Raw genomic sequence first — 21,931 nt, 5'->3', positions numbered from 1 at the left:
AATAGCAAATTAAGATCAAATACTGTACAATGTATAATTAAAATAAAAAGAAAATCTAGAAGGAGAAAAATATGAAGATAAATATGACAGAGGGAAGTATTACACGTTCCCTCTTAAAGATGGCACTCCCGGTTATGGGAACATCTTTTTTACAGATGGCCTATAACTTAATAGATATGATATGGATAGGAAAGATGGGAAGTGGGGCTGTAGCCGCTATAGGAAGTGCAGGATTTTTCCTCTGGCTTAGTTTTGCGTTTATCAGTATATCCCAGGTAGGGGCTCAAGTTAAGATAGCCCAATCTATTGGTGGTAAAAAATTAAAATTAGCCCAAAATTATACTGTAAATGCTATCCAATTAAATATAATTTTAGCCATTATTTATGGACTTGTTATGATATTATTTAAAGATTCCCTAATTGCATTTTTTAGACTAGGGGATCTGGCAGTTATCGATATGGCTAAAAAATACTTAGTCATTATAGGTTTTGGAATGATATTTAACTTTACCAACCCTGTTCTCACAGCAATTTTTACAGGTTATGGAGACACAAAAACACCTTTTTATATGAATGCCATAGGTTTAGTAATCAATATGATTTTGGATCCCATCCTTATCTTTGGAATGATAGGATTTCCTGCTATGGGAGTAAGTGGAGCTGCAATTGCCACTATTATAGCTCAAGGATCAGTGACATTATCATTTTTTATCTATATTAAAAAATTTAAAACTCAGGTTTCATTAAAAGGATTATCGGAGCTGCCAAAAATTAAAATTATCAAGGAGATAGCTACTTTAGGTATCCCTGTAGGATTACAAAGTGGTCTATTTACCGGCCTTTCCATGATAATAGCCAGGATCATCGCCTTTTGGGGCCCTATGGCAATAGCAGTTCAAAAAGTAGGTTCCCAGGTAGAGTCTCTCTCTTGGATGACTGCCATAGGCTTCCAGGTAGCTTTATCTGCCTTTATCGGACAGAACTATGGTGCAAATCAGCCTAAAAGAATATTAAAGGGATATAAAATATCTATGATTATTATGAGTGTGGTAGGACTTTTAACAAGTTTTCTTTTCTATCTAGGTGCTGAAAGGATATTTAATATATTTATCCAGGAGGAGGAGAGTGTAAAAAATGGAATAGAATACTTAAAGATTCTATCTTATTCCCAGCTCTTTATGTGTATTGAAATCTTGACTGCTGGAGCATTCAATGGTCTAGGGAAAACCAAGCCTCCATTTTATATCACTACTTTTTTTAATATTGTGAGAATACCCTTGGCATTATTTCTTTCCCAGAATGGTCTATTAGGATTAAATGGTGTTTGGTGGGCTATAACTATTACCACTTTATTTAAAGGAACATTTATGGTAGGTTGGTTTATTAGAACAACTAAAAATTGGAATTTTTTTACTGAAAAAAATCAAATGATAGATACACAAAAAACAGATCCTATGAACGTCTAGTTCATAGGATCTGTTTTTTTAATAGTTATTTTATCTACCTTCAAATACTGGTCTAAATCTCTCAAATACCTCTTTAACAGAGATTATATCTTTTATCTTCCACACATCTTTACCGGCAAAGAAAACTCCGTTTTCTAAATCGCCCTCATGACCTTCAACTAATTTTTCACTTACACAGAATGTATGATCACATTTTTTTAAACATTGAACACATTTTTCAGGTCTTTCCTGTGTTCCAGCCTTTAATCTGTCCACAAAAGGACTCACTATAGCATTGGCAGGTAGTCCGGCACACGAAGCAATCTCAACTACTTCACCTTTTTTTGTATTTACATACATCTCTTTAAATTCATCCCCAACTTCACACTCTGTGGTAGCTATAAATCTTGTACCCATCTGTACTCCTACAGCCCCTAGATCCAACATTCTTTTAGCATCTTCAGGCTCTATTACTCCACCGGCTCCAAAGACAGGTATGTTTACTGCTTCTACTATTTCCTTTACAATATCCCAAGAATCAAGATCAGTTCCCAGATGTCCCCCTGCATTTCCACCTTCTACAACAATGGCAGTAGCTCCTAATCTTTCCGATAGTTTAGCTCCCTTTACAGATGACACGATTGGAAATATAGGTATATTTCTTTCTTTTCCAATTTTAAATACACCTTTAGAGAATCCAGCACCACAGACAATTAATTCTGCTCCTGCATCGATAGATGCATTTACTGCTTCTTCAAAATTACTTACAGCAACCATTACATTTACTCCGATGGCTCCTGCTTTCTCACCCATATATTCTTTTGCTTTTATAATTTCACTTTTTAACTCTTCTATTCCAATAGCCGAACCAGCAACTAGTCCTATTCCGCCTTCTCTTGCCACAGCTCCTGCTAATCTCGACATTGATGCTCTAATTGCCATTCCACCCTGAATAATTGGTACTTCTATTTCTAAATTTCCTATTTTCATAATAAATCCTCCTAAAAATTGCTTATCATATAATAACACTTGTTATTATATATTGCAACGTTTTCTAAAAATACATTTAAAAAGATAAAAATTCTATATATACCAAGGGGTTTAAGTGTATTTTTTTTATACGTACTGATCGTTTTTTCTATTCATAGTGTTATTTTAATTTTTACTGTTCTTTGATGATTTCCCAATATGTAGTTTTCCCTGCATCCTTTGAACCACTTGTATTCGGCTGTATTTCGCTTTCTTTTATCTCACTTTTAGGTAATAGTTCTTTAACATGTAAAAACTTTACATGCTTATCGGTCGTTTTAAAAGTTATTGCATATTTTGCTATTTCCTCTCCTTGAATTCCCGATTGAGAATTGGATTTAAAAACATACAGTGTTAAACCCATACTTAAATTTCCGGTAGATGTTATATTTCTGCTGAAATTTTGTTCCCTCAATGTTTCAGATATTTTTTCATATTCAAACACATTGGGCAATTCTAATTCTTCTACAGTACGTCTTGTTCCACCACTTTTCCATTTCCCATTTTCATCTTCTTCTCTATAAATTTCTATCTTTTTCCCAGCTAAGTCAAAGTCAACAGCATATCTTTTTCCAGTTTCCTGAGACCTCTTAGCCGCTACCCTGAAAAAATCTCCAATTTCATTCTTTACTTTTAACATAGCCCTGGATTCAGCTTGTCTTTTTATAGAAACTCCTCCAATGCCCACTAAGACCCCAATAAGAGCAATCACTATCAGTAATTCTATTATCGTAAATCCTCTTTTTTTCATATTCCCTCCCCCTTGCTTAGTAGTCAAAGCACTACTTTATACTTACCATCTTATCATTTTTTTCCTTTAATCCAAAAAAAAATGGAGAAAATCTCCATTTTAAATTTATTTCTAGTGTTTTTATACTAATTCTTTAGCTATGTCTATTGCTTTGTCATAATCAGGATGACTTGTAATTTCTTGTACATATTCTACATGCTTTACAATTCCATCCTTGTCTATAACGATAATACCTCTAGATAAAAGTCTTAATTCCTCCAAAACAAATCCATATTTCATTCCAAAATCTAAATCTTTATGGTCTGAAAGGGTCATTGCTGTATCTACTCCTTTATTTGCACAAAATTTACCTAAAGCAAATGGTAAATCTGCCGAAATAGTAATCACATTAATATTTCCATGCTCATAAGCTTCTGTATTAAATCTAATTGTCTGTAATTCACATACTGGTGTATCTACTGACGGCATAACTGAAATTACAACTACTTTTCCTTTTAATTCTTCCAAACTAAATGGTGATAAATCTGTCTTTAAAGCTGTAAAATTTGGTGCCTTTATCCCTACTTTGATCTCATTACCTATTAATGTTAATGGATTTCCTCCAAATGTAATATTGTTACTCAATCTAAAACACCTCCATATTGATATACTAAACTTTACGACAGTTTTAGGTAAAAGTCAATACTTTGCATCAATTTTATTTTTGTATCTATTATAATTAACTATAAATTTCAACCTCTTCCAAGTCAGGATTAAATTTATGTCCTGCCGAGATCAATCTATTTATCTCTAATTTAGGTAAAAGATTTCTATATTCACTGTCGTGCATTATAAAAAATACTTCTTCTTTTATATATTTTTTTACAGTGTCTTTAAATATTTCTCTTATTTTTTTATCTTCACATTCAACTTGGATATTATCTAAATTTATATCCATTTTTTTTACTATCTCAAACTCATTCATAAGAGGTTCAAATATTTCCATAAATTCCTGAACAATTTTGTTGCCACTTAAATTATCAGCCAAATACCCGCTTGCCCATCTAGGAAAAAGAGAAAGCTCCATAGCCTTTAACTTGACATCTGAAACTACCTTTAATTTTGAAATCTCGTGAAAAATCAAAAGTTCATAGACATAGGAATGATTTGTACTAAGCAGAAGTTCCATATCTTCATCTATATCTATTTTTTCTCCATCTAAAAATCCATCGAGGTCCAAACTAGTTATATATTTTTTTTCAGTATCCACCCTATAGTCAAAATCTCCATCTTCACTCTCTATTGTGAATTCCCCAGACCAATTGATCTTATCTTTTTTTTCATCCAAACGAGTCCATTCATTAAATGAGCCCTCTACTAATCTAGCAAACTCTATCTCATTAAATTTTTCTAGATCGCCTTTTTTTATATCTATATCTATTTTTTTTAATTTTATCTCCATTTTTGCCTCCTAAATTTAAATCTTTTTTTACTCAAAAAATATTGCTAAATGCTCCTCTGAACTAGGTTTTTTTAGATACGATCCTATTACAAACACTATCCCACCTACTACTATTGTAGGCACTATTTGATGCATCCCAAAGAACTTTATTTTTAAAAGAGTCATGGTGACATATACCAAAAGGCTTATCCCCATACTGAGGAGAGCCCCAGTAGAGTTCGCTTTTTTCCAATATAACCCCAACAGTATAGGCCACATAAATACTGCTTCTAATCCTCCTAAGGCAAATAAATTCAGCCAAACTATAAATTCCGGAGGGTGAAAAGCCAGTGCAAATACCATAACACCCATAATTAAAGTTGTCCACAGAGATATTCTGCTCAATTTCTTCTCATCTATATCCACAGCTATATAATTTATATAGATGTCTTTTACTATGGTTGAACTTGTCTGAATCAAAAGAGAATCTACAGTAGACATAATTGCAGCTAATGGTCCTCCTATGAAGACTCCTAATAATACTGGAGATAAATTTCTAATAGCTAAGATTGGAATTACCTTATCTCCCAATTGTTCGTTAGGTATAATCGCTATCCCCATAACTCCAATCAGATGCATCATTATCATTAAAAATCCAACTACAAAGGTTCCTATAACCATAGCTCTATGGAGGGATCTGCTGTCTTTAAACCCCATACATCTTATGGTCGTCTGAGGGAGTCCCAAAAGACCTACTCCTACTAATACCCAAAACGACATGATAAAGGGTTTGGTTATAGCTCCTCCACTACTTGGAGTCAACAGATTTGGATCTATCTCATAGATAGTTTTCATGATGTTTCTCATCCCACCGCCGGCTTCTTTTAAAACCCAAAATAGAATTATACTGGTTATCAGCATTATAACCCCTTGGATAGCATCAGTTATGGCTACAGTTTTAAATCCGCCAAACACAGTGTAAAATATTATTGCAAATCCAAAAATAACTAAACCTACAGTGTAGTCTAGTCCTGTCAGGACTTCAAATAACCTGGCTCCTCCAATAACCTGAACGACCATATAGGCCATAAAAAATAATAGGATAGCCGTAGAAGACATTATTACTACCCACTTATTTTGGTATCTAGCTCGGAGGAAATCATTTATTGTTATACCGTCAATTTTTCTAGAGATAATAGCTAATTTTTTTCCTAATATTCCCAAAGTTAAAAAAGCTGTGGGTATCTGAATAGAAGCTAACAGCACCCACCCTAAACCTAATTTATAGGCTACTCCTGGTCCTCCTAAAAATGAACTGGCTCCAGTATAGGTAGCAATAACAGTCATGGCCAGGACGAATCCTCCCATACTTCTGTTTCCAATAAAATATTCGTTGGTAAAATTTTTACTTTTTTTTCTTCTTGGACTGTTATAATATGCTATATATAAAGTTATCCCTAAATATACCAATAGAGGTAATATTAATTTTATTTTTTCCATTCTTCTCTCCCTGCATTTTTTTCATATATTTTTAAATCTACTTCTTTAAAGAATAACTTGATAGAAACCCATAATAAAGTCGTTATCATCAAAAATCCTAAGACACAAGAATAAAAAAACCATTCTGGTAGACCTAAGATATATTTATAATCTTTTGGATCTACATCTCCTAATCCATATGCAAAACTATACCACCACACAAAATATATGAGGTATAGAACCACTGTTATTATCGCTTCTTTCTTTAGTTGTTTATTAATTTTCTTCATTCACTTTACCCTTTCCTAATTTTTTTAATAATTCAGTTAAAATCAATTTTTCTGTGTCTGTCAGTACATCAAAGGTATTTTTTAAATTTTCAACATGAGTCCCTAAGATATAATCCAATAGATTTAAGCCTTTAGAAGTAATACTAATTAGTACCTGTCTTTTATCTACCTCAGACCTTTCCTTTTTTATATAACCCTCCTTTAATAGATTATTTACCACTACTGTCATTGTTCCACCACTTGAAAATGTCTTTTCAATGATCTCTTTAATATTAAATTTTCCCTTGTGATAAAGTAAATTTAATACTGAAAATTGTGTTTCTGTTAAACCTTCCTCCTTAATTTTTGGATATATCCTACTATTTACAGAGGAGTTACACCTGGATAAAGTTACCAATAACTTCAAATTTCTCATCTCTTTCTCATCATAATTTTTCATAGGAAAATTATACTACTAATTAGTATAAAACGCAATGTTTTCAGACAAAAAGGCACCCATACGGGTGCCTTTCATGAATGTTTTTTCATTATTTTGATTTTTTTACTTTTTTTCCAATTTTTTTACTTTTTTCACCAATTCTGGTAATTTTTTTAAACTGGCTTTTATTTTTAGATGCTCTTTTACACTCACCGGTGGATTTCCAGAAAGAACTTGATTAGAAGCTATATTACCCGATACACCTGATTGAGCTCCTAAAACCACATTATCACCTATTTTAATGTGTCCAGCTACTCCTACCTGCCCTGCCAAGGTACAGTTATCTCCAACCTCTGTACTTCCTGCTATCCCCACTTGGGAGATGATAAAACAGTTTTCTCCAATGATTCCATTGTGTCCTAACTGCACCAGGTTATCAATTTTAGTGTATTTTTTTATAACAGTGTCTCCAATAGCTCCCCTGTCTATGGTAGTATTAGCACCAATTTCTACATCATTTTCTAAAATTACCCTTCCTATCTGTTCTATCTTTATATTATTTCCATCTACCTTAGTATATCCAAATCCATCAGATCCTATCACAGCACCCGGCTGTAAGATACAATTTTTTCCTAAGATACAGAATTCTCTAACCACTGCATTGGGATAGATGACAGATCCTTCTCCTATCACTACATCCTGACCTATATAAGCATTTGGGTGTATAGTCACGTCGTTACCGATCTTTGCTCCATGACCTATATAGACATTAGGCGCTACTCTTACCCTCTCTCCTATTAGTGCACTATCCTCTATTGCTTTTATAGGGAACATCACTTCTTTTTTAAAAAACTTTAACAATATAGGCATCAATTCTCTAGGGTTTTTTTCAACGACTATATATGTTTTATTAGGCAGATATTCCTCTAACTTAGGAACTACCAATACCGTTGCATCAGTCTCACCTAATTTCGTTAAAAATTTATCCTCTGCTGCAAATGTCACCTCACCCTTCTTGGCTTGAAAAAAGGGAGCAAGTCCAGTTATTTTCTGAACTTTATCCCCCTTAATTTCTCCACCAAGAAGAGTCGATAATTTTTCTAAATTATACATAAACTCCTCCTAATATCATTATAATTTTATTTTTTTTGAACTTTCTAAGACTTTTAATACATCTGCAGTTATATCTTTTCCACCGTATAATACAGCACCTTCTTCAATAACCATCTCGTATTTATTTTTTCTTGCTACTTGTTGAACTGCTGATTTTATCTCAGTTTGTATTGATCCCATCTCTTCATATTCTAATCTTCCTAATTTTTGTTGTAACGCTTGACGTTCTTTTCCAAATTCCATTTGTTGTTTTTGGAATTTATCTTTTTCCGCAACTGTTACCTTATCACCTTTAGCATTTAATTCTTTAGCTATTTTTTCTAAGTTTTTAGCTTTAACTGCTAGTTGTCCCTCTAATTTTGTTTTTTCAGTTTCTAACTTTGTTTTAGCAACTTGTGTCTTTGAATAACCTTGAAATACTTTTTGTGTATTTACAGTAGCTATCTTAGCTGCAAAGATTGATACCGACATACCTATTGCCATTGCCAACGTTAACATTTTTTTCATTACACTCACTCCTATTTATTTTAATATTTTTATTTAAAACATTTGTCCCATGTTAAAGAAGAATTGCATTCCATTTTCTTCAGAATCTCCTACTGGGAATCCAAAATCAAGTCTAATTGGTCCAATCGGTGTTTTAATTCTAAGTCCTACACCTGCTGATTGTTTCATATCATCTGGAACATTTCCTTCAGATCGACTCACAAATTTATCTTCACTGTCTCCGTGATACCAAGATCTACCGATATCATAGAAGAAAACTAGACCTAAAAATTCATTTATCTGCGTTCTATTCTCTATATTAAAAACTAATTGATCCTGTCCTCTCAACCAACCGTATTTATATCCTCTCATAGAGTTAGCTCCACCAGACGCATATAATTGTTGATATTTCAATGAATCTGTACCCATTCCTGCAACCATTCTATAGGCCATAGTATTTCCTTTGAATAACCCTTGATGATATTTTCTAAGTTCTAAGGTAGCCTTAGCAAAAGCTTCATCATCTCCATTGATTCCTGGATTATTTTCATATGTACTTCCTACCTCAGTTCCAAAGTATTGACCCATTTCTACACTGAATTTAGCATAGTTACCAGTTGTAGGATCAAGATAGTTGTTTCTCGTGTCATATATAACTGATGGTGTCACACTGGCATAGTTATAAGTTTGTGTTTTTTTCCCATCTTCATTTTCTTCTTCGACTCTCTCTAGTTTAAGTCCTAATTCAAATCTTAAGTATCTACTGAGACCTTTACCTATTGAAATTGTACCTCCATGAATAGTACTGGCATAATGATCAAAAGTTTCACTATCTTCATCCTCTTGTCTATACAAATTCCATCCCCACGATACAAAATCCGTGTCCTTTATCCAAGAATCTCTAAAAGATAGACTTACACTTGTGTAATCTTCCGAAGATTTTTCAAAGGTAAATCCAAAATCTTGTCCTCTTCCCTTATAGTTAGTATCTTTTATACTGATACTTCCTACTAATCCTACTGCTGAACCATAAGATATCGCACCTTGAAGCATAGCTGTTCTGTCCTCATCTATAAGCATAACAACTTTTACACCGTCTGGATCTCCAGGAATACTTTTATATTCAGGCTGGATATTTTTAAAAGCACCACTTCTCATCAAGTTTCTTACTGACTGATCGTAATCTTTTTGATTAAATACCTGTCCTTCTTTTACCTCTAATTCCCTCTCAATTATAAAATTTTCCGTTTTTAAAAGAGTATCATTGGATTGTCTACGGGCACCTTTTTGCTTAGTTACCATCTTTTTATACTCAACATTACGAATAATTCCCTCAGAAAGAGTTATTACTAATTCCATATTGTTATTGATATCTATATTTATTACTTTTGCAAGGGTATACCCATCTTCATGATATTTTTTAAGAATTCTGTCTTTATCATCTCTCAATGTGTTTATATTATAGATCTTTCCAGGTTCAGTTTGAATTAACTTAGTCAATTCCTCTGTTGAATACTTTGTATTCCCCTCGATTTTTACACCAGTTATAACCTGGTTTTCTTCCAAGCTATATTGTACCGATACCCCTTCACCATATTTATATACCTCTGGGTTTACATCTCTGAAATGACCGGTATTAATAAGATTTCTTTGTCCCTCTAAAATCTTTGTCTTAGAAAAAAATGAACCTACTTTAATCGGTATCTGCTTTAAGATCTCTTCTCTAGAGATATGTAAATTTCCAAATATATCTATTGAGCTTATAATTAAAGATTTATCCACCTTCACCCTCTCAGACATAGGTAATATATTTTCTTTCTTTAATAAATTAGCCGCATCTTTATCCTCTTTAATTTCAATAATAAGTTTTATATTATTATTTTCTAATTTAGGATATATAGTTATATCATCGATATAGGATAAGTTTTTTACAGTTTGATAGTCTATTACCATGTTGTTCGTAGAGTATTTATCTCCTACTTTGGACTTTAAATTTCCTTTGATAACTTCCATTGGGACTTCCCGATTTCCTTTAATATCTATACCAGATATTTCGTAATCCAGGGAAAAACTTACCAATGAGATCAAAAAGGTTAATAAAATTATTAATTGTTTTCTCATTCTTCTCCTCCAAGTAAAAATATGTTAAGTATTATCTGCTCCAAATTTTTATATTTTTTTCTCCAACTTAAGTCGATATGGTAGTTAATAAGGGTATCTCCTGTTCTTGCTCTACCCTCTGGAATTTTACCAACTCCTCCACCCCACGACAAGTTTTTTGTTATTCTATGATCTAAAGCAAAATCATACTCAGTGACATTGTCATAATATTTAGATGCTCCCCATCTAGCTTTAGCTTTCCAATATAATTTATCTTTATATATTGGGTTTTCTGCATCTATCGACGCTCCCAAGCCTAAAGTCCCTGTATCTTTATAAGTTCCACCTTCATATTCATACGCTACTAAATCAGATGAAATTTGAAATTTTTCTATTTTTAATACACTGGCAATTTCTGAAGATATAGGTGAAAAAAGTTTATCACTTATCTCTCTATCCAGTACATCTTTCACAACTACATTGGTATTTTTTTCATCACTTACATTATGAAAAGTCAATAACGATCCGATTTCATCCTCATTTAACCCTGAACCTGTACTCATCTGGATCTGTAAATTTGGATATTCACCACTTATATTTATATATACATCCTCATTTGCAATGGTAGAGTTTGCATTTAACACCACTATTGGATGGAAGCTCACACTTTCAGCTTCAGTTTTTATGAATTTTGCTGTAGCAGTACTTAAATAAAATAAATTGTTATTTAACACAATGGACCCATCGTCAATACTGACCATTCCATTATAACTTATCTCTTTATTTTTTAACTTTAAATTCCCGTCTATATTCAAATCTCCATATATATTTTCAACAATAGAAGTATAGGTTAACTTTGAAATCTTTAATTTAATTGGACTTTCAGTTTTTAAATTTATATCTATATCAATACTCGGTCCATCATCTTCAACTGTTTTTATCTCAAAATCACTACCCAATTCTTTGGATTTTCTGATAACTTCCTTTTCTTTAATCTGAGAAGCTATATTAGAAACCTCTGTATCCTTAACATCTGGAATTCCCAGAATTTCACCACTATTGATTATAAAATCACCAGTGACCTTGTTTTTAGTAAAAACTGCGTCTGAACTCAGCACTAAGTTGATCTTATCCTGGTAGGAATAATCCACCTTGTCTAAAACCAAATTAAGTTTATAATCAAGTTTTGATACCTGACTATCTTGATTTTCTATTCCCTCAAAAGCAGGGATTTTTAGATAACCTTCCATTTTGATGTCGCCATTATTTATCTTACCTTTAAAATAATCAATCTTCACAAGTTTTTTATCTAGAAGCACCTGAGTATTAACCTTATCTATGGAGATTCCATATTTTGGCATTTCAGCTGAAAGATCTTTAATTTTAAATTCCCCATAATTATTTTTAGAATTTATCTCTACATCAATAGTAGCGATTCCCTTAATTTTATTTATGTATTCAGAAAAAGAAAATATGTTTAGAAAAGAAAGATCTATTTTATTGGATTTGATATTTAAACTATAATCAAAATCTTTAAAGTTAATTTCTCCTTGAGAAGTCAATTTGTTATTATGATAACTTAAACTTAATTCTTTTAATTTTAACTCTTTTAAATCTCCATGAAGATCCACTTTAAAGTTTTCAAGTTTATTCCCCTCAATAAGAATAGCTTTACTATTTATATTAAGATCATATTTTAAATCATTAAATGGGCCATTTACATTTATATAAGTATTTAATTCCCCACTTATATCCTGTGTTTCTGAATATTCTTTTAAGTTTTCAAGATCTAAAACATCTTTAATTTTAAAAGAAATTTTGTTTTCACTTAGATCAATCCATCCTCCCCCATTTAAAAGTTTCTCTCCTTTTTCAGAAGAAATAGTAACACTGTTAATATCCATGTGACCACTTTTATCTAATTTCCCTAAGTTCCCCCCTTTATAAGTAGAGACCATCTTTATATTTGGCAGCTTTCTTCCCCGGAGATAGACATTATCTGCAAAAGTTTTAAAAACTCCACTAATATTATCGGGCGTTCCCCACAGAACAACTTCTCCTGTGAGACGATATTTTAAGTTTACATCTCCATAATATTCTGCCAAATTATTTTCAAGTAAATTCACCTTTACTCTAAAGTTTTTAGAGGAAATATCGTAGTATCCACCGACATTATTTTCACCGACTTTAAATTCATCAAAATATATTTTTTGATCATAAAACCGGAGTCCTCCCTTTAAATATACCTTTGGTAAATCCTCATATTGAACCCAGGCATTCGTTGAATAAAGTTTAATTTTAAAATCTTTTATTTCACCCTTTAAACTTCCATCGACATTTTCTAGATCCATCTTGAACCCATACTTTTCTAGTAATTTTATCTTGTTTTCTTTTATCCCTCTTATTTTATAATCAAAATCTAAGGTTTGATTAATTATATTATAGTCACCTATAATTGTCAAAAGATTATTTCTGAGTTCTGAGACCTTAAAAACATCATCACTGTAATTTAATCCTACCTTAAAGTCTTTAAATTCAACGTCGTCGTAGGACACTTCTCCTAAATATCCATCAAAGTCTGCTCCAAGTTTTCCATTATTAACGACTCTCAGTCTTCCACGGATATCCTTGTAGGAGACAGCGTATTTTCCGTTCTTGCTTTCAACATTAGAGATCAAAGAAAAATTTTCTTTTTTCCCTATAAAAGTGCCATCAAAATCTATTCCTGTTTCCAAGCCATCAACAGATATAAAATTTTCAACCTTTAAATTTTTTCCTGTATAATCAAAGTTATAGGAGAGATCATCTATGTCTAAATAACCATTAGCAGATAACTGCAGTTCATTATAAAATAAATTCATCTTGTTAAAGTAGATCTTGTTGCCGTTGTTAGTAAAATTTAACGCTAAAGATCTCAATGAATCTTTTTCCTTAATCTCTACTTCTCCCTCTCCTAAGAGCAGGTCTTTGTTGGCATAATCATAGATTACTTTAACATTGTTTTTGGTGGAATAATATTCACCTTTATATTCTATCTCTACATCTTTAGTTCCTATACTAGAGATCCCAAATATTTGTCTGTCCAGATCTATCTTCCCACCTATCTTCAATATATCTGAATAGAGGGTATAATCAATTTTCTCAGTATTTAGATCATATTTAAAATTGCCATTTAACTCTTTTAATTTTAAAGGACTCCTCCTATTTAAAATATTAAAATTCAGATCTAAAATATCTTTATCGTAGGATCCATTGAGTAAGGTATATCCTTCACTTCCATCATAATCCATAAAAAATCTCAAATCTTTTAATTTCACCTGATCTCCAGATAAAACTATACTCCCTTTAAGATCTTTAACCTCTGCACCCTTAATGTTCAGAGTGTTTAATCTCAGATAGTTGTCTAAAGTTAAGTTGAAATCCTTATCAAAATCAAATTTTAACCTTAGATATGAAACGTTGAAATCTCCCAAGTCATCCAATTTTTTCTTCAGGGTATCATCGAATAAGGTTACTTTTTTAATGTCTTCTTTATTCAAATCGCTGGCAGTTATATTCATCTCTACATTATCCGGAAGATATTCTAAGGAAAATTCAACATCTTTCTCTCCCATCTTTCCATCTAATTTTAATTTTATCCTCTCACCTAAAAAATCCACTCCTCCATGGATATCCGTTGCCACTCCATCGTATGCACTGGTTTTAAAACTGGCTTTGGATAGGTAAGCATCACCCCATAGTCCATCACTGTCTATGGTCAGATCCAAATCTGCTTTTCCTCCTAAGTAATTTGTATATTCATCTACATAGGCATATTGCATAAGATCTTGATCGATGTCCCCATTTTTCAATTTGATGGTCATAGAGTACTCTTTTTCATAGTTAGTGAAGGAATAATCAACCATTTCATCCCCTGCAGTATTGTAAAACCTCAAGTCGATCCCATGGGTATCATCAAAACTGACATATCCATCTACATTATTCACAAACATATTTATAGGTTTGTCATAATAATTATCCTGAAACAACAACCTACCATTGGTTACTGTAATTATATCTATAGGTACTCCTACTCCTGCCTTTCCAGGACTTCCAGTAGCAAAAATATCCACTATATTTATATCTCTATTTTTATCTACTGCAATATATAGATATGGATTATCAGCACTGATCTCTGTAATTTTCCCCCTCAAGAGGTCTTTTATGGAGTATCGCAGGGTAAGCTTAGGAGCATAGAGTACCGTTATTCCTTTGTCATCTTTTAGGACTGCATCATCTACCACAATGAGGCCAAATGTAGAAAGGTCAGAGGTCGTATGGGAGATATCGGCTAAAAAATACTTTAGAGAGATATCTACAATTTTATCAAAATTGTTTTTGACGGTAATGTACAACGGGACTGTTATCAACATTAAAACCAATACCGAGGAAGCAATGAAGCTTTTTCGGTATTTCATGATAAGTTTTTTCATAGCTTCCCCCTTTTTATTTAAAATTCAAAAGCTCTTTTACCATAAATTCTTTACTACCCTCTCTCGACTATAGGCACTCTCTCCCAGGTGACGATTATTAGAAACCGCTTATAGATAAAAAAGTGATTTCTAAATGTCAGGGAGAAAGGATTACAGTGGTCTTTTAAGTGGTATCCCTGCTCTTCTTGGATATTTCTCATCAGTCTCTTCCATTTTTTTTATTTCAAATATATATCTTGCATCTTCACAAAATGGTAATTTTAATTCATCCACCTTTACTATTTTACTGTTTAATATTTCAAATGCATTTTTAGAGTATTCCAACTCCTCTTGATAGTCCATCTTTTGTGCTAGAAATGTAGCTCCAACTTTTAGAAAGGGAACCATATATTCCAATATTACATTAAACTTTGATACTCCTCTGCATAACCCAAGGTCATAAGTTTCTCTTTTGTTTTCCAATTTTATATAATCTTCCGCTCTCATATTTACTACTTCTACATTAGATAGATTTAATTTTTCTGCCACCATCTCTAAAAATTTTGTTTTTTTACTTACAGAGTCCATCAAAGTGAAGTTTATATTAGGGTTGGCAATAGCTAATACCATCCCAGGAAACCCTGCTCCTGTTCCTATATCCATAGCTTTTTTAACACCAGAAGGTATTTTATTTTGCAGTAATAAAGAATCTAAAAAATGTTTTTCATACATAGTTTTTTCATCTCTAATAGCTGTTAAATTAGTGTGTTTATTGGTCTCTAACAATAAGTTTCCATACTCTAATAACATATCTACAGTAGTTTCATCCAGTTCTAAGCCTATTTTTTTTAGTCCTTCATAAAAAAATTCTTTCATCTTATTTATCACCTCTTATCTTTAAAACCATAAGTAATACAGATATATCTGCCGGGGATACACCAGATATCCTAGAAGCCTGCCCTATATTTAAAGGTTTTTTCTCTATTAATTTTTCCTTGGCTTCACCAGTTATTCCACTAACTACATCATAGTCGAAATCTTTGGGAATTAATCTTTCTTCCAGCGCTTTATGCTTTTCTATCATCTTTAATGATTTTTTTATATATCCGTCATATTTAACCTGAACCTCTACCTGGTATTCAGTATCCTCAGGATATTCTCCTAACTCAAATCCATCTATAATTTCAGCGATATATTTAATATCTTTATAGTCTAATCTTGGTCTTTTCAATAGTTCTAACAGGGTAGTCCCTGATTTTAGATCCCCACTGTTTTTCTTGATCAATACCTCTGCAATTCTTTTGTTACTCGACCCTAAATTTAAAGATAATTTTTCAACGATCTCTAAAACATCTTTTTTCTTCTTTTCTACTAAGTTATAAGTCGCTTCATCTAATAATCCTGCTTCATAACCTATTTTAGAAAGTCTAAGATCAGCATTGTCCTCTCTAAGTAGGAGTCTGTATTCACTTCTAGCAGTAAACATTCTATATGGCTCATTGGTTCCTTTAGTTACCAGGTCGTCTACTAGAGTTCCCAGGTATGAGTCGGCTCTATCTAATATGATAGGCTCCTTTCCCTGTAATTTTCTAGCTGCATTCATCCCTGCCAAAAGACCCTGTCCGGCAGCTTCTTCATATCCAGAAGTTCCGTTAATTTGTCCTGCTAAAAACAGATTTTCTACTTTTTTAGTCTCTAAACTGTATTGTAATTCTTCAGGTAACACATAGTCATATTCTATGGCATAGGCATATCTCATGATCTTTGCCTCTTCTAATCCATAGATATTTTTTACCATCTTCTCTTGAACTTCTGCAGGGAGTGAAGTTGAAAATCCACTTATATATACTTCATTAGTTCCATACCCCTCTTTTTCTAAAAACAGATGATGTTTTTCCTTCTCTGCATATCTAAATACCTTATCTTCGATAGACGGGCAATATCTCGGTCCTGTCCCCTCGATAGTTCCATTGAATAGAGGTGACTTAGATTTATTTTGAGTTATTACATTATGTACATCTGGGTTTGTATATGTTACATAACAAGGGATTTGTTCCCTTCCTTCTACATCTTTATTTAAAGTTCTATTAGAAAACTTTAGAAGCTGCTCAAAATTTCCTGGTTGTTCCTCTAACCTGTCGAAATTCATACTTCTAAAATCAATTCTTGGAGGAGTTCCTGTCTTAAATCTTCCTAACTCTAATCCGGCTTTTTTTAGTGATAGAGGCAGATCATTTGACGGCAGTTCTCCCATCCTTCCACCTTGAAACTTTTTATCTCCAATATGGATAAGACCTCTCATAAACGTTCCTGCCGCTATGATAACCGTCTTAGCTGAGTAAGTTACTCCTTCTTGAGTTTTTATACCTACAACTTTATTATCCTCTACTACAACTTCCGTTACCATACCCTGGATAGAATCTAGATTTTCTGTATTCTCTATAGTTTTTTTCATCTCCATGTGATAACTCTGTTTATCAGCTTGAGCACGAAGAGACCTTACCGCTGGTCCTTTCTTTGTATTTAAAACTCTTATTTGTACAAAAGTTTTGTCGATGTTTCTTCCCATCTCTCCACCAAGAGCATCTATCTCTTTTACCAAGTGAGATTTAGCAGGCCCTCCGATAGATGGATTACATGACATTACTCCTATGTTATCCAAAGTTATACTAAATATTGCTGTTTTCATTCCCATTCTTGCAGATGCTAAGGCTGCTTCACAACCTGCATGTCCTGCTCCTACTACTATTACATCAAATTCATGCATTATTTTCTCCTTCTTTACTTTAAATTTTCTAATTCTCTGGCTGTTTTAGAGTCCGTGATAACCAAGAGTGTATCACCTTTTTCAATCACACTTGTCGCTCTAGGGCTTGAATTCAGCTCTCCATCACTTTTTTTTATTCCTATTATATTTATATTATATGAATCTCTTACAGCTAATTCCATTAAATTTTTCCCCAAAAATGATGCGGGAGCTTTAAACTCTACCAATAAGAAATCTTTTGAAAATCTCATATGTTCCATCATGTTAGGCTCCATAGCCAGCATAGCTATCCTATGTCCCATATATTCTTCTGGGTATATTACATCATCGGCACCTATTTTTTTCAATACTTTCCCATGACTCTTACTGACTGCCTTTGCTATAATTTTTTTAACACCTAATTCCTTTAAGTTTAAAGTTGTCATGATGCTTGCCTGAATATTACTTCCTATTCCTATAAAGGCTATATCAAAATTACCGGCACCTATCTCCTTCAATGCATTTTCATCGGTAGCATCAAGTATCAGAGCATTATCCACTAGATTATTGTTTATAGCTTCTTGAACCAGCTCTTCGTTTGTATCTATTGCCAGGACCTCACTATCAGCTTCATAAAGTGTCTGTGCAATACTCGATCCAAACCTCCCTAGGCCTATAACTAAATAGTTCTTCATTTTATCTCAACTCCTAGATTTTTTCTTAATTAATTTACCCTATCAATACATTTTCCTGTGGATATTTATAAGATCTAACTTTAATTTTTTCACTGAATGCCAGCATAAATGTAAGGGGACCAACTCTTCCTATCAACATAGTCAAAATTAATAATATCCTTCCGAATACATTCAGATCTGCTGTTATTCCCTGTGATACTCCTACCGTTGCAAAAGCTGATATAACTTCAAAGATAACCTTATCCAAAGTTAAGTTGCTCGTTTGTACCACGGCATTGCCCTGTACAGATCCTTGTAAAACAGCATCTGCCAGATCCTTTATAGAGGTCATCTCATTTGTCATCAATATCAAAAATACTACCACAGTAATATATAATAACGATATTATCAAAATAGCCATAGCCCTGTGTAAAACCTCCCACGGAACACGTCTATTGGATATAACAAGATCTTTTTCATTTCTTAAAATTACCATCACATAAAACATTATTATTCCAAAAGTTGTAGTTTTTAATCCTCCACCTGTAGAACCAGGGGAAGCTCCTATAAACATCAAAATTAAGAATAAAAATAGTGTCGAAGGTCTTAAGTTCTCCATTGGGATTGAATTAAACCCAGCTGTTCTGGTAGTTACACTTTGAAAAAAAGAATTGTTCAATGCATCAATTATTCCCATATTACCTATGGTTCCCGGATTACTTCTCTCAAATATAAAAAATACTATAGTTCCACCGACTGTCAGGAAAAAACTTATAAGAAGTGCTAATTTAGAAGTTAGATTATATGTTTTTTTACCCGTCTTATAGTAGTTTATAGTAGAATTAATAACTGCAAACCCAATTCCACCTAGAGATATTAATATTGCAATGGTTAAAGTTACTACTCCATTACTAGAATATCTGACTATACTGTCTGAAAAAAGCGAGAATCCTGCATTACAAAATGCAGATACTGAATGAAACACTCCATATATCATGGCTTTTTTTAGTGGCATGGTTCTGGCAAATCCAAAGGTTAAAAATATAGCTCCTATGGTCTCTATTCCTATTACTATCAAAACAATCCGCTTTAAAAACTTTATTACTCCTCCAATGGTATAGGTATTGAGATCCTCCTTTAATATCTTTCTCTCCTGGTAGCTTATTTGTTTCCCTATCAGGGTAAAAACTAATGTTGAAAAAGTCATTATTCCAAGTCCGCCCAATTGAATCAATATCAATATTACTGATTTCCCAAAGGGGCTGAATACCAGACTTACATCAACCAATGAAAGGCCTGTCACTGAAACTGCAGATGTAGCTGTAAATAATGCCGTCAAAATACTTATATCCTGTCCTTCTTTTACTGCGATTGGCAGTGACAGAAAAAATGTACCTATAAGTATTATAACTATAAATGACATCACTAAAATCTTAGACGGTAGTATCCTTCTAAAAGATATTTTTTTCATCTTTTCCTCCTAACTATTTGTTCTAACCTACTTGTTCTTTTATTTATATTTTTTTTTGGCTCTAACTTAATTATTATACCTAATTTTTCCCCTCCTTTCAAGGAATACTATTATTTAAGGTAGGTTTTTTAACCATAAAAAAAAGAATCCCTTAAAAAGAGATTCTTTTAGTTAGTTATTTGATATAATTATTTTTTCTATCTTTTGGCAATATTTTCACTTATCTTCACTATTACTTCAACAGCTCTTTCCATAGATGATACAGGTATGTATTCATACTGCCCGTGGAAATTATGACCACCTGTAAATATATTAGGACACGGCAGTCCCATATAAGATAATCTAGCCCCATCTGTTCCACCTCTAACAGGTTTTATAACAGGTTCTATTCCCAACTCAATCATAGAATCACGAGCTATATCAAAGACCTCCATCTTTTCTTCTATCTTTTCCTTCATATTGTAATAACTATCTGTAAGTTCCAACTCAATAACATTATTATATTTTTTATTCAATAGTTCTACAGCATGAGTTATAAATTCTTTCTTCTCCAGGAATTTTTCCATATCGTGATCTCTGATAATATAATCTAACTTTGCATCAGATATATCCCCACTCATCTCACATAACATATAAAATCCTTCATACCCTTCTGTAAATTCAGGACGTTGGTTTACCGGTAATAAATTATGAAGTTCCATTCCTATTTGAAGAGCATTGACTAACTGATCTTTAGCAGTCCCTGGATGTACACTTCTACCTGTTATCTTTATCTTAGCACTTGCAGCATTGAAGTTTTCATATTCTACCTCTCCTAATCTTCCACCATCGATAGTATAAGCGAATTCAGCTCCAAATTTTTCTACATCAAATAAATTTGCTCCTCTTCCTATCTCCTCATCAGGTGTGAATCCTATTCTGATCTTTCCATGTTTTATCTCAGGATGATCCATTAAATATTCCATAGCTGTTAATATTTCAGCAATACCAGCCTTGTCATCTGCTCCCAAAAGAGTAGTCCCGTCAGTTGTGATAAGAGTTTCACCTATATATGAATCTAACTCCTTAAAATCATTAGGAGATAGAACTATGTTTTTTTCTTCATTTAATACTATATCTCCACCCTTGTAATCTACAAATTTAGGTTTTATATCCTTCCCTGAAAATGCAGGTGCAGTATCCATATGTGCTACAAATCCAAAAGTTGGGATATCTTTATCGGTATTGCTAGGCAGAGTCGCCATTAAATATCCGTTTTCATCCAATGTTACCTCTTCTAATCCTAATCCAATCATCTCATCTTTTAAAAAAACAGCCAGCTTCAATTGCTTTTCTGTACTTGGGCATGTTGCTGAGTTTTCATCTGATTCCGTATCAAATTTTACATAATTTATAAATCTTTCTACTAATTTTGACATCTTCTATATCCCCCATTTTTTCATTTTTTCTATAATCTAATATAGTCAGTATAAAATATACCACATTTACACGAAATTTTTACCTAAACAATCAAATAAATTAAGATTATTTCCAATTTATAACTATAAATTCCCCTTTAAATTCCATATTTTTATATTCCCTGTCTAGGATTTCTATAAAATCATACTTATCCAGGGTATAATCTTTACTGTTAAAATTTAAATTTGATCCCTTATCCAAGGAGAAAATAAAAATATTTTTATCGGTAAATAAATTATTTTTACCAGAAATTTTATTTAAATCCGCCTCGATATTTAGAGGATCCCATATCAAATTAAAGTCCAGAACCTGTTTTTCATTTTCAGACCCTATATCATCCTTCCCATCAAAGAAAAAAGTGTCCTCTTCCCATAGATCTATGGTTTCATTTTCCCTGGTCAGTGTTACTTTATTTTCAAGTATTATTAAGATCCTCTTATACCCTGAAAAATCTGAAAATTTACTCGATCCAGGCTCTATAGATGCACTGGATATTCTTATATTAAAATCTTTCTCATCTCGATAGAGTTCTTTTGTAATTCCTCCACTCCACCTATTGCCTACTATTGCCTCTAAGTTCTTTTTTTTCATAAATAACTC

18 protein-coding genes are annotated in these 21,931 nt (G+C 32.7%); 1 reads left to right on the top strand and 17 read right to left on the bottom strand.

All coding sequences use genetic code 11. The features are described from left to right. Window positions 1–71 precede the first annotated feature (71 nt). Entirely contained in the window at window positions 72–1,466 is a 1,395-nt protein-coding gene (locus K337_RS0105560) for an MATE family efflux transporter (protein ID WP_028855737.1), read from the top strand. Between the two features lie 30 nt (window positions 1,467–1,496). Here K337_RS0105560 and K337_RS0105555 read toward each other — a convergent pair whose 3' ends face one another. The 17 genes from K337_RS0105555 to K337_RS19085 all read right to left on the bottom strand — a co-directional run bounded on the left by K337_RS0105555 (window position 1,497) and on the right by K337_RS19085 (window position 21,922). After that, window positions 1,497–2,435, bottom strand: a complete 939-nt coding sequence (locus K337_RS0105555; protein WP_245584872.1) for an NAD(P)H-dependent flavin oxidoreductase — start codon at window positions 2,433–2,435, stop codon at window positions 1,497–1,499. 172 nt (window positions 2,436–2,607) lie between these two features. Beyond that, on the bottom strand, window positions 2,608–3,225 hold the full coding sequence (locus K337_RS0105550) for a prepilin-type N-terminal cleavage/methylation domain-containing protein (RefSeq protein ID WP_028855735.1): 618 nt from the start codon (window positions 3,223–3,225) through the stop codon (window positions 2,608–2,610). A gap of 120 nt (window positions 3,226–3,345) precedes the next feature. After that, the gene (tpx, locus tag K337_RS0105545; protein WP_037029194.1) at window positions 3,346–3,849 is read right to left on the bottom strand and encodes a thiol peroxidase; all 504 of its coding nucleotides are present in this window, start codon (window positions 3,847–3,849) and stop codon (window positions 3,346–3,348) included. A gap of 94 nt (window positions 3,850–3,943) precedes the next feature. Continuing rightward, window positions 3,944–4,666 carry a methylenetetrahydrofolate reductase gene (locus K337_RS0105540; protein ID WP_028855733.1) on the bottom strand — a complete coding sequence of 241 codons (723 nt, stop codon included), beginning with the start codon at window positions 4,664–4,666 and terminating at the stop codon, window positions 3,944–3,946. A 27-nt stretch (window positions 4,667–4,693) separates the two neighbouring features. Further along, window positions 4,694–6,145: a sodium/pantothenate symporter gene (panF, locus tag K337_RS0105535; protein WP_028855732.1), complete on the bottom strand. Its 1,452-nt coding sequence runs from the start codon at window positions 6,143–6,145 to the stop codon at window positions 4,694–4,696. After that, complete coding sequence (locus K337_RS0105530) at window positions 6,133–6,414, bottom strand: YhdT family protein (protein WP_028855731.1); 282 nt, start codon at window positions 6,412–6,414, stop codon at window positions 6,133–6,135. The genes panF and K337_RS0105530 overlap by 13 nt, the downstream gene beginning before the upstream one ends. After that, window positions 6,401–6,853 carry a MarR family winged helix-turn-helix transcriptional regulator gene (locus K337_RS0105525; RefSeq protein WP_037029192.1) on the bottom strand — a complete coding sequence of 151 codons (453 nt, stop codon included), beginning with the start codon at window positions 6,851–6,853 and terminating at the stop codon, window positions 6,401–6,403. Before K337_RS0105525 ends, K337_RS0105530 begins: the two co-directional genes overlap by 14 nt. Window positions 6,854–6,955: 102 nt before the next feature. Next, window positions 6,956–7,945, bottom strand: coding sequence for a UDP-3-O-(3-hydroxymyristoyl)glucosamine N-acyltransferase (gene lpxD, locus K337_RS0105520; protein ID WP_028855729.1), 990 nt, complete (start codon window positions 7,943–7,945; stop codon window positions 6,956–6,958). Window positions 7,946–7,963: 18 nt separating this feature from the next. Further along, window positions 7,964–8,452, bottom strand: a complete 489-nt coding sequence (locus tag K337_RS0105515) for an OmpH/Skp family outer membrane protein (protein ID WP_028855728.1) — start codon at window positions 8,450–8,452, stop codon at window positions 7,964–7,966. A gap of 33 nt (window positions 8,453–8,485) precedes the next feature. Further along, window positions 8,486–10,552 carry a BamA/OMP85 family outer membrane protein gene (locus tag K337_RS0105510; protein ID WP_028855727.1) on the bottom strand — a complete coding sequence of 689 codons (2,067 nt, stop codon included), beginning with the start codon at window positions 10,550–10,552 and terminating at the stop codon, window positions 8,486–8,488. Then, window positions 10,549–15,003, bottom strand: a complete 4,455-nt coding sequence (locus K337_RS0105505; RefSeq protein WP_028855726.1) for a translocation/assembly module TamB domain-containing protein — start codon at window positions 15,001–15,003, stop codon at window positions 10,549–10,551. The genes K337_RS0105510 and K337_RS0105505 overlap by 4 nt, the downstream gene beginning before the upstream one ends. A gap of 150 nt (window positions 15,004–15,153) precedes the next feature. Further along, window positions 15,154–15,858 (bottom strand): 16S rRNA (guanine(527)-N(7))-methyltransferase RsmG, encoded by a 705-nt coding sequence (gene rsmG, locus K337_RS0105500; RefSeq protein WP_028855725.1) that lies wholly within the window; start codon window positions 15,856–15,858, stop codon window positions 15,154–15,156. A gap of 1 nt (window position 15,859) precedes the next feature. Beyond that, window positions 15,860–17,749: a tRNA uridine-5-carboxymethylaminomethyl(34) synthesis enzyme MnmG gene (gene mnmG / locus K337_RS0105495; protein WP_028855724.1), complete on the bottom strand. Its 1,890-nt coding sequence runs from the start codon at window positions 17,747–17,749 to the stop codon at window positions 15,860–15,862. 14 nt (window positions 17,750–17,763) lie between these two features. After that, window positions 17,764–18,423 (bottom strand): potassium channel family protein, encoded by a 660-nt coding sequence (locus K337_RS0105490; protein WP_028855723.1) that lies wholly within the window; start codon window positions 18,421–18,423, stop codon window positions 17,764–17,766. Window positions 18,424–18,457: 34 nt separating this feature from the next. Further along, window positions 18,458–19,873 (bottom strand): TrkH family potassium uptake protein, encoded by a 1,416-nt coding sequence (locus tag K337_RS0105485; RefSeq protein ID WP_028855722.1) that lies wholly within the window; start codon window positions 19,871–19,873, stop codon window positions 18,458–18,460. Window positions 19,874–20,070: 197 nt separating this feature from the next. Beyond that, window positions 20,071–21,291, bottom strand: coding sequence for a peptidase T (gene pepT, locus K337_RS0105480; protein ID WP_028855721.1), 1,221 nt, complete (start codon window positions 21,289–21,291; stop codon window positions 20,071–20,073). Window positions 21,292–21,397: 106 nt separating this feature from the next. After that, window positions 21,398–21,922: a HutD family protein gene (locus K337_RS19085; protein ID WP_051251622.1), complete on the bottom strand. Its 525-nt coding sequence runs from the start codon at window positions 21,920–21,922 to the stop codon at window positions 21,398–21,400. Window positions 21,923–21,931: the final 9 nt, after the last annotated feature.

The organism is Psychrilyobacter atlanticus DSM 19335 (assembly GCF_000426625.1).
Taxonomy (GTDB): Bacteria; Fusobacteriota; Fusobacteriia; order Fusobacteriales; family Fusobacteriaceae; genus Psychrilyobacter; species Psychrilyobacter atlanticus.
Note: the sequence above shows the minus strand (reverse complement) of the source record. Positions and strands in the feature narration are given on the sequence as shown.

Bases quoted from the DNA above. Each gene is read 5' to 3' on its own strand.
- K337_RS0105485 (WP_028855722.1), bottom strand. From the start codon at position 19,873: ATGAAAAAAATATCTTTTAGAAGGATACTACCGTCTAAGATTTTAGTG.
- lpxD (WP_028855729.1), bottom strand. From the start codon at position 7,945: ATGTATAATTTAGAAAAATTATCGACTCTTCTTGGTGGAGAAATTAAG.
- panF (WP_028855732.1), bottom strand. From the start codon at position 6,145: ATGGAAAAAATAAAATTAATATTACCTCTATTGGTATATTTAGGGATA.
- K337_RS0105560 (WP_028855737.1), top strand. From the start codon at position 72: ATGAAGATAAATATGACAGAGGGAAGTATTACACGTTCCCTCTTAAAG.
- K337_RS19085 (WP_051251622.1), bottom strand. From the start codon at position 21,922: ATGAAAAAAAAGAACTTAGAGGCAATAGTAGGCAATAGGTGGAGTGGA.
- K337_RS0105515 (WP_028855728.1), bottom strand. From the start codon at position 8,452: ATGAAAAAAATGTTAACGTTGGCAATGGCAATAGGTATGTCGGTATCA.
- K337_RS0105530 (WP_028855731.1), bottom strand. From the start codon at position 6,414: ATGAAGAAAATTAATAAACAACTAAAGAAAGAAGCGATAATAACAGTG.
- K337_RS0105525 (WP_037029192.1), bottom strand. From the start codon at position 6,853: ATGAAAAATTATGATGAGAAAGAGATGAGAAATTTGAAGTTATTGGTA.
- K337_RS0105505 (WP_028855726.1), bottom strand. From the start codon at position 15,003: ATGAAAAAACTTATCATGAAATACCGAAAAAGCTTCATTGCTTCCTCG.
- rsmG (WP_028855725.1), bottom strand. From the start codon at position 15,858: ATGAAAGAATTTTTTTATGAAGGACTAAAAAAAATAGGCTTAGAACTG.
- pepT (WP_028855721.1), bottom strand. From the start codon at position 21,291: ATGTCAAAATTAGTAGAAAGATTTATAAATTATGTAAAATTTGATACG.
- K337_RS0105490 (WP_028855723.1), bottom strand. From the start codon at position 18,423: ATGAAGAACTATTTAGTTATAGGCCTAGGGAGGTTTGGATCGAGTATT.
- mnmG (WP_028855724.1), bottom strand. From the start codon at position 17,749: ATGCATGAATTTGATGTAATAGTAGTAGGAGCAGGACATGCAGGTTGT.
- K337_RS0105510 (WP_028855727.1), bottom strand. From the start codon at position 10,552: ATGAGAAAACAATTAATAATTTTATTAACCTTTTTGATCTCATTGGTA.
- K337_RS0105555 (WP_245584872.1), bottom strand. From the start codon at position 2,435: ATGAAAATAGGAAATTTAGAAATAGAAGTACCAATTATTCAGGGTGGA.
- K337_RS0105550 (WP_028855735.1), bottom strand. From the start codon at position 3,225: ATGAAAAAAAGAGGATTTACGATAATAGAATTACTGATAGTGATTGCT.
- K337_RS0105540 (WP_028855733.1), bottom strand. From the start codon at position 4,666: ATGGAGATAAAATTAAAAAAAATAGATATAGATATAAAAAAAGGCGAT.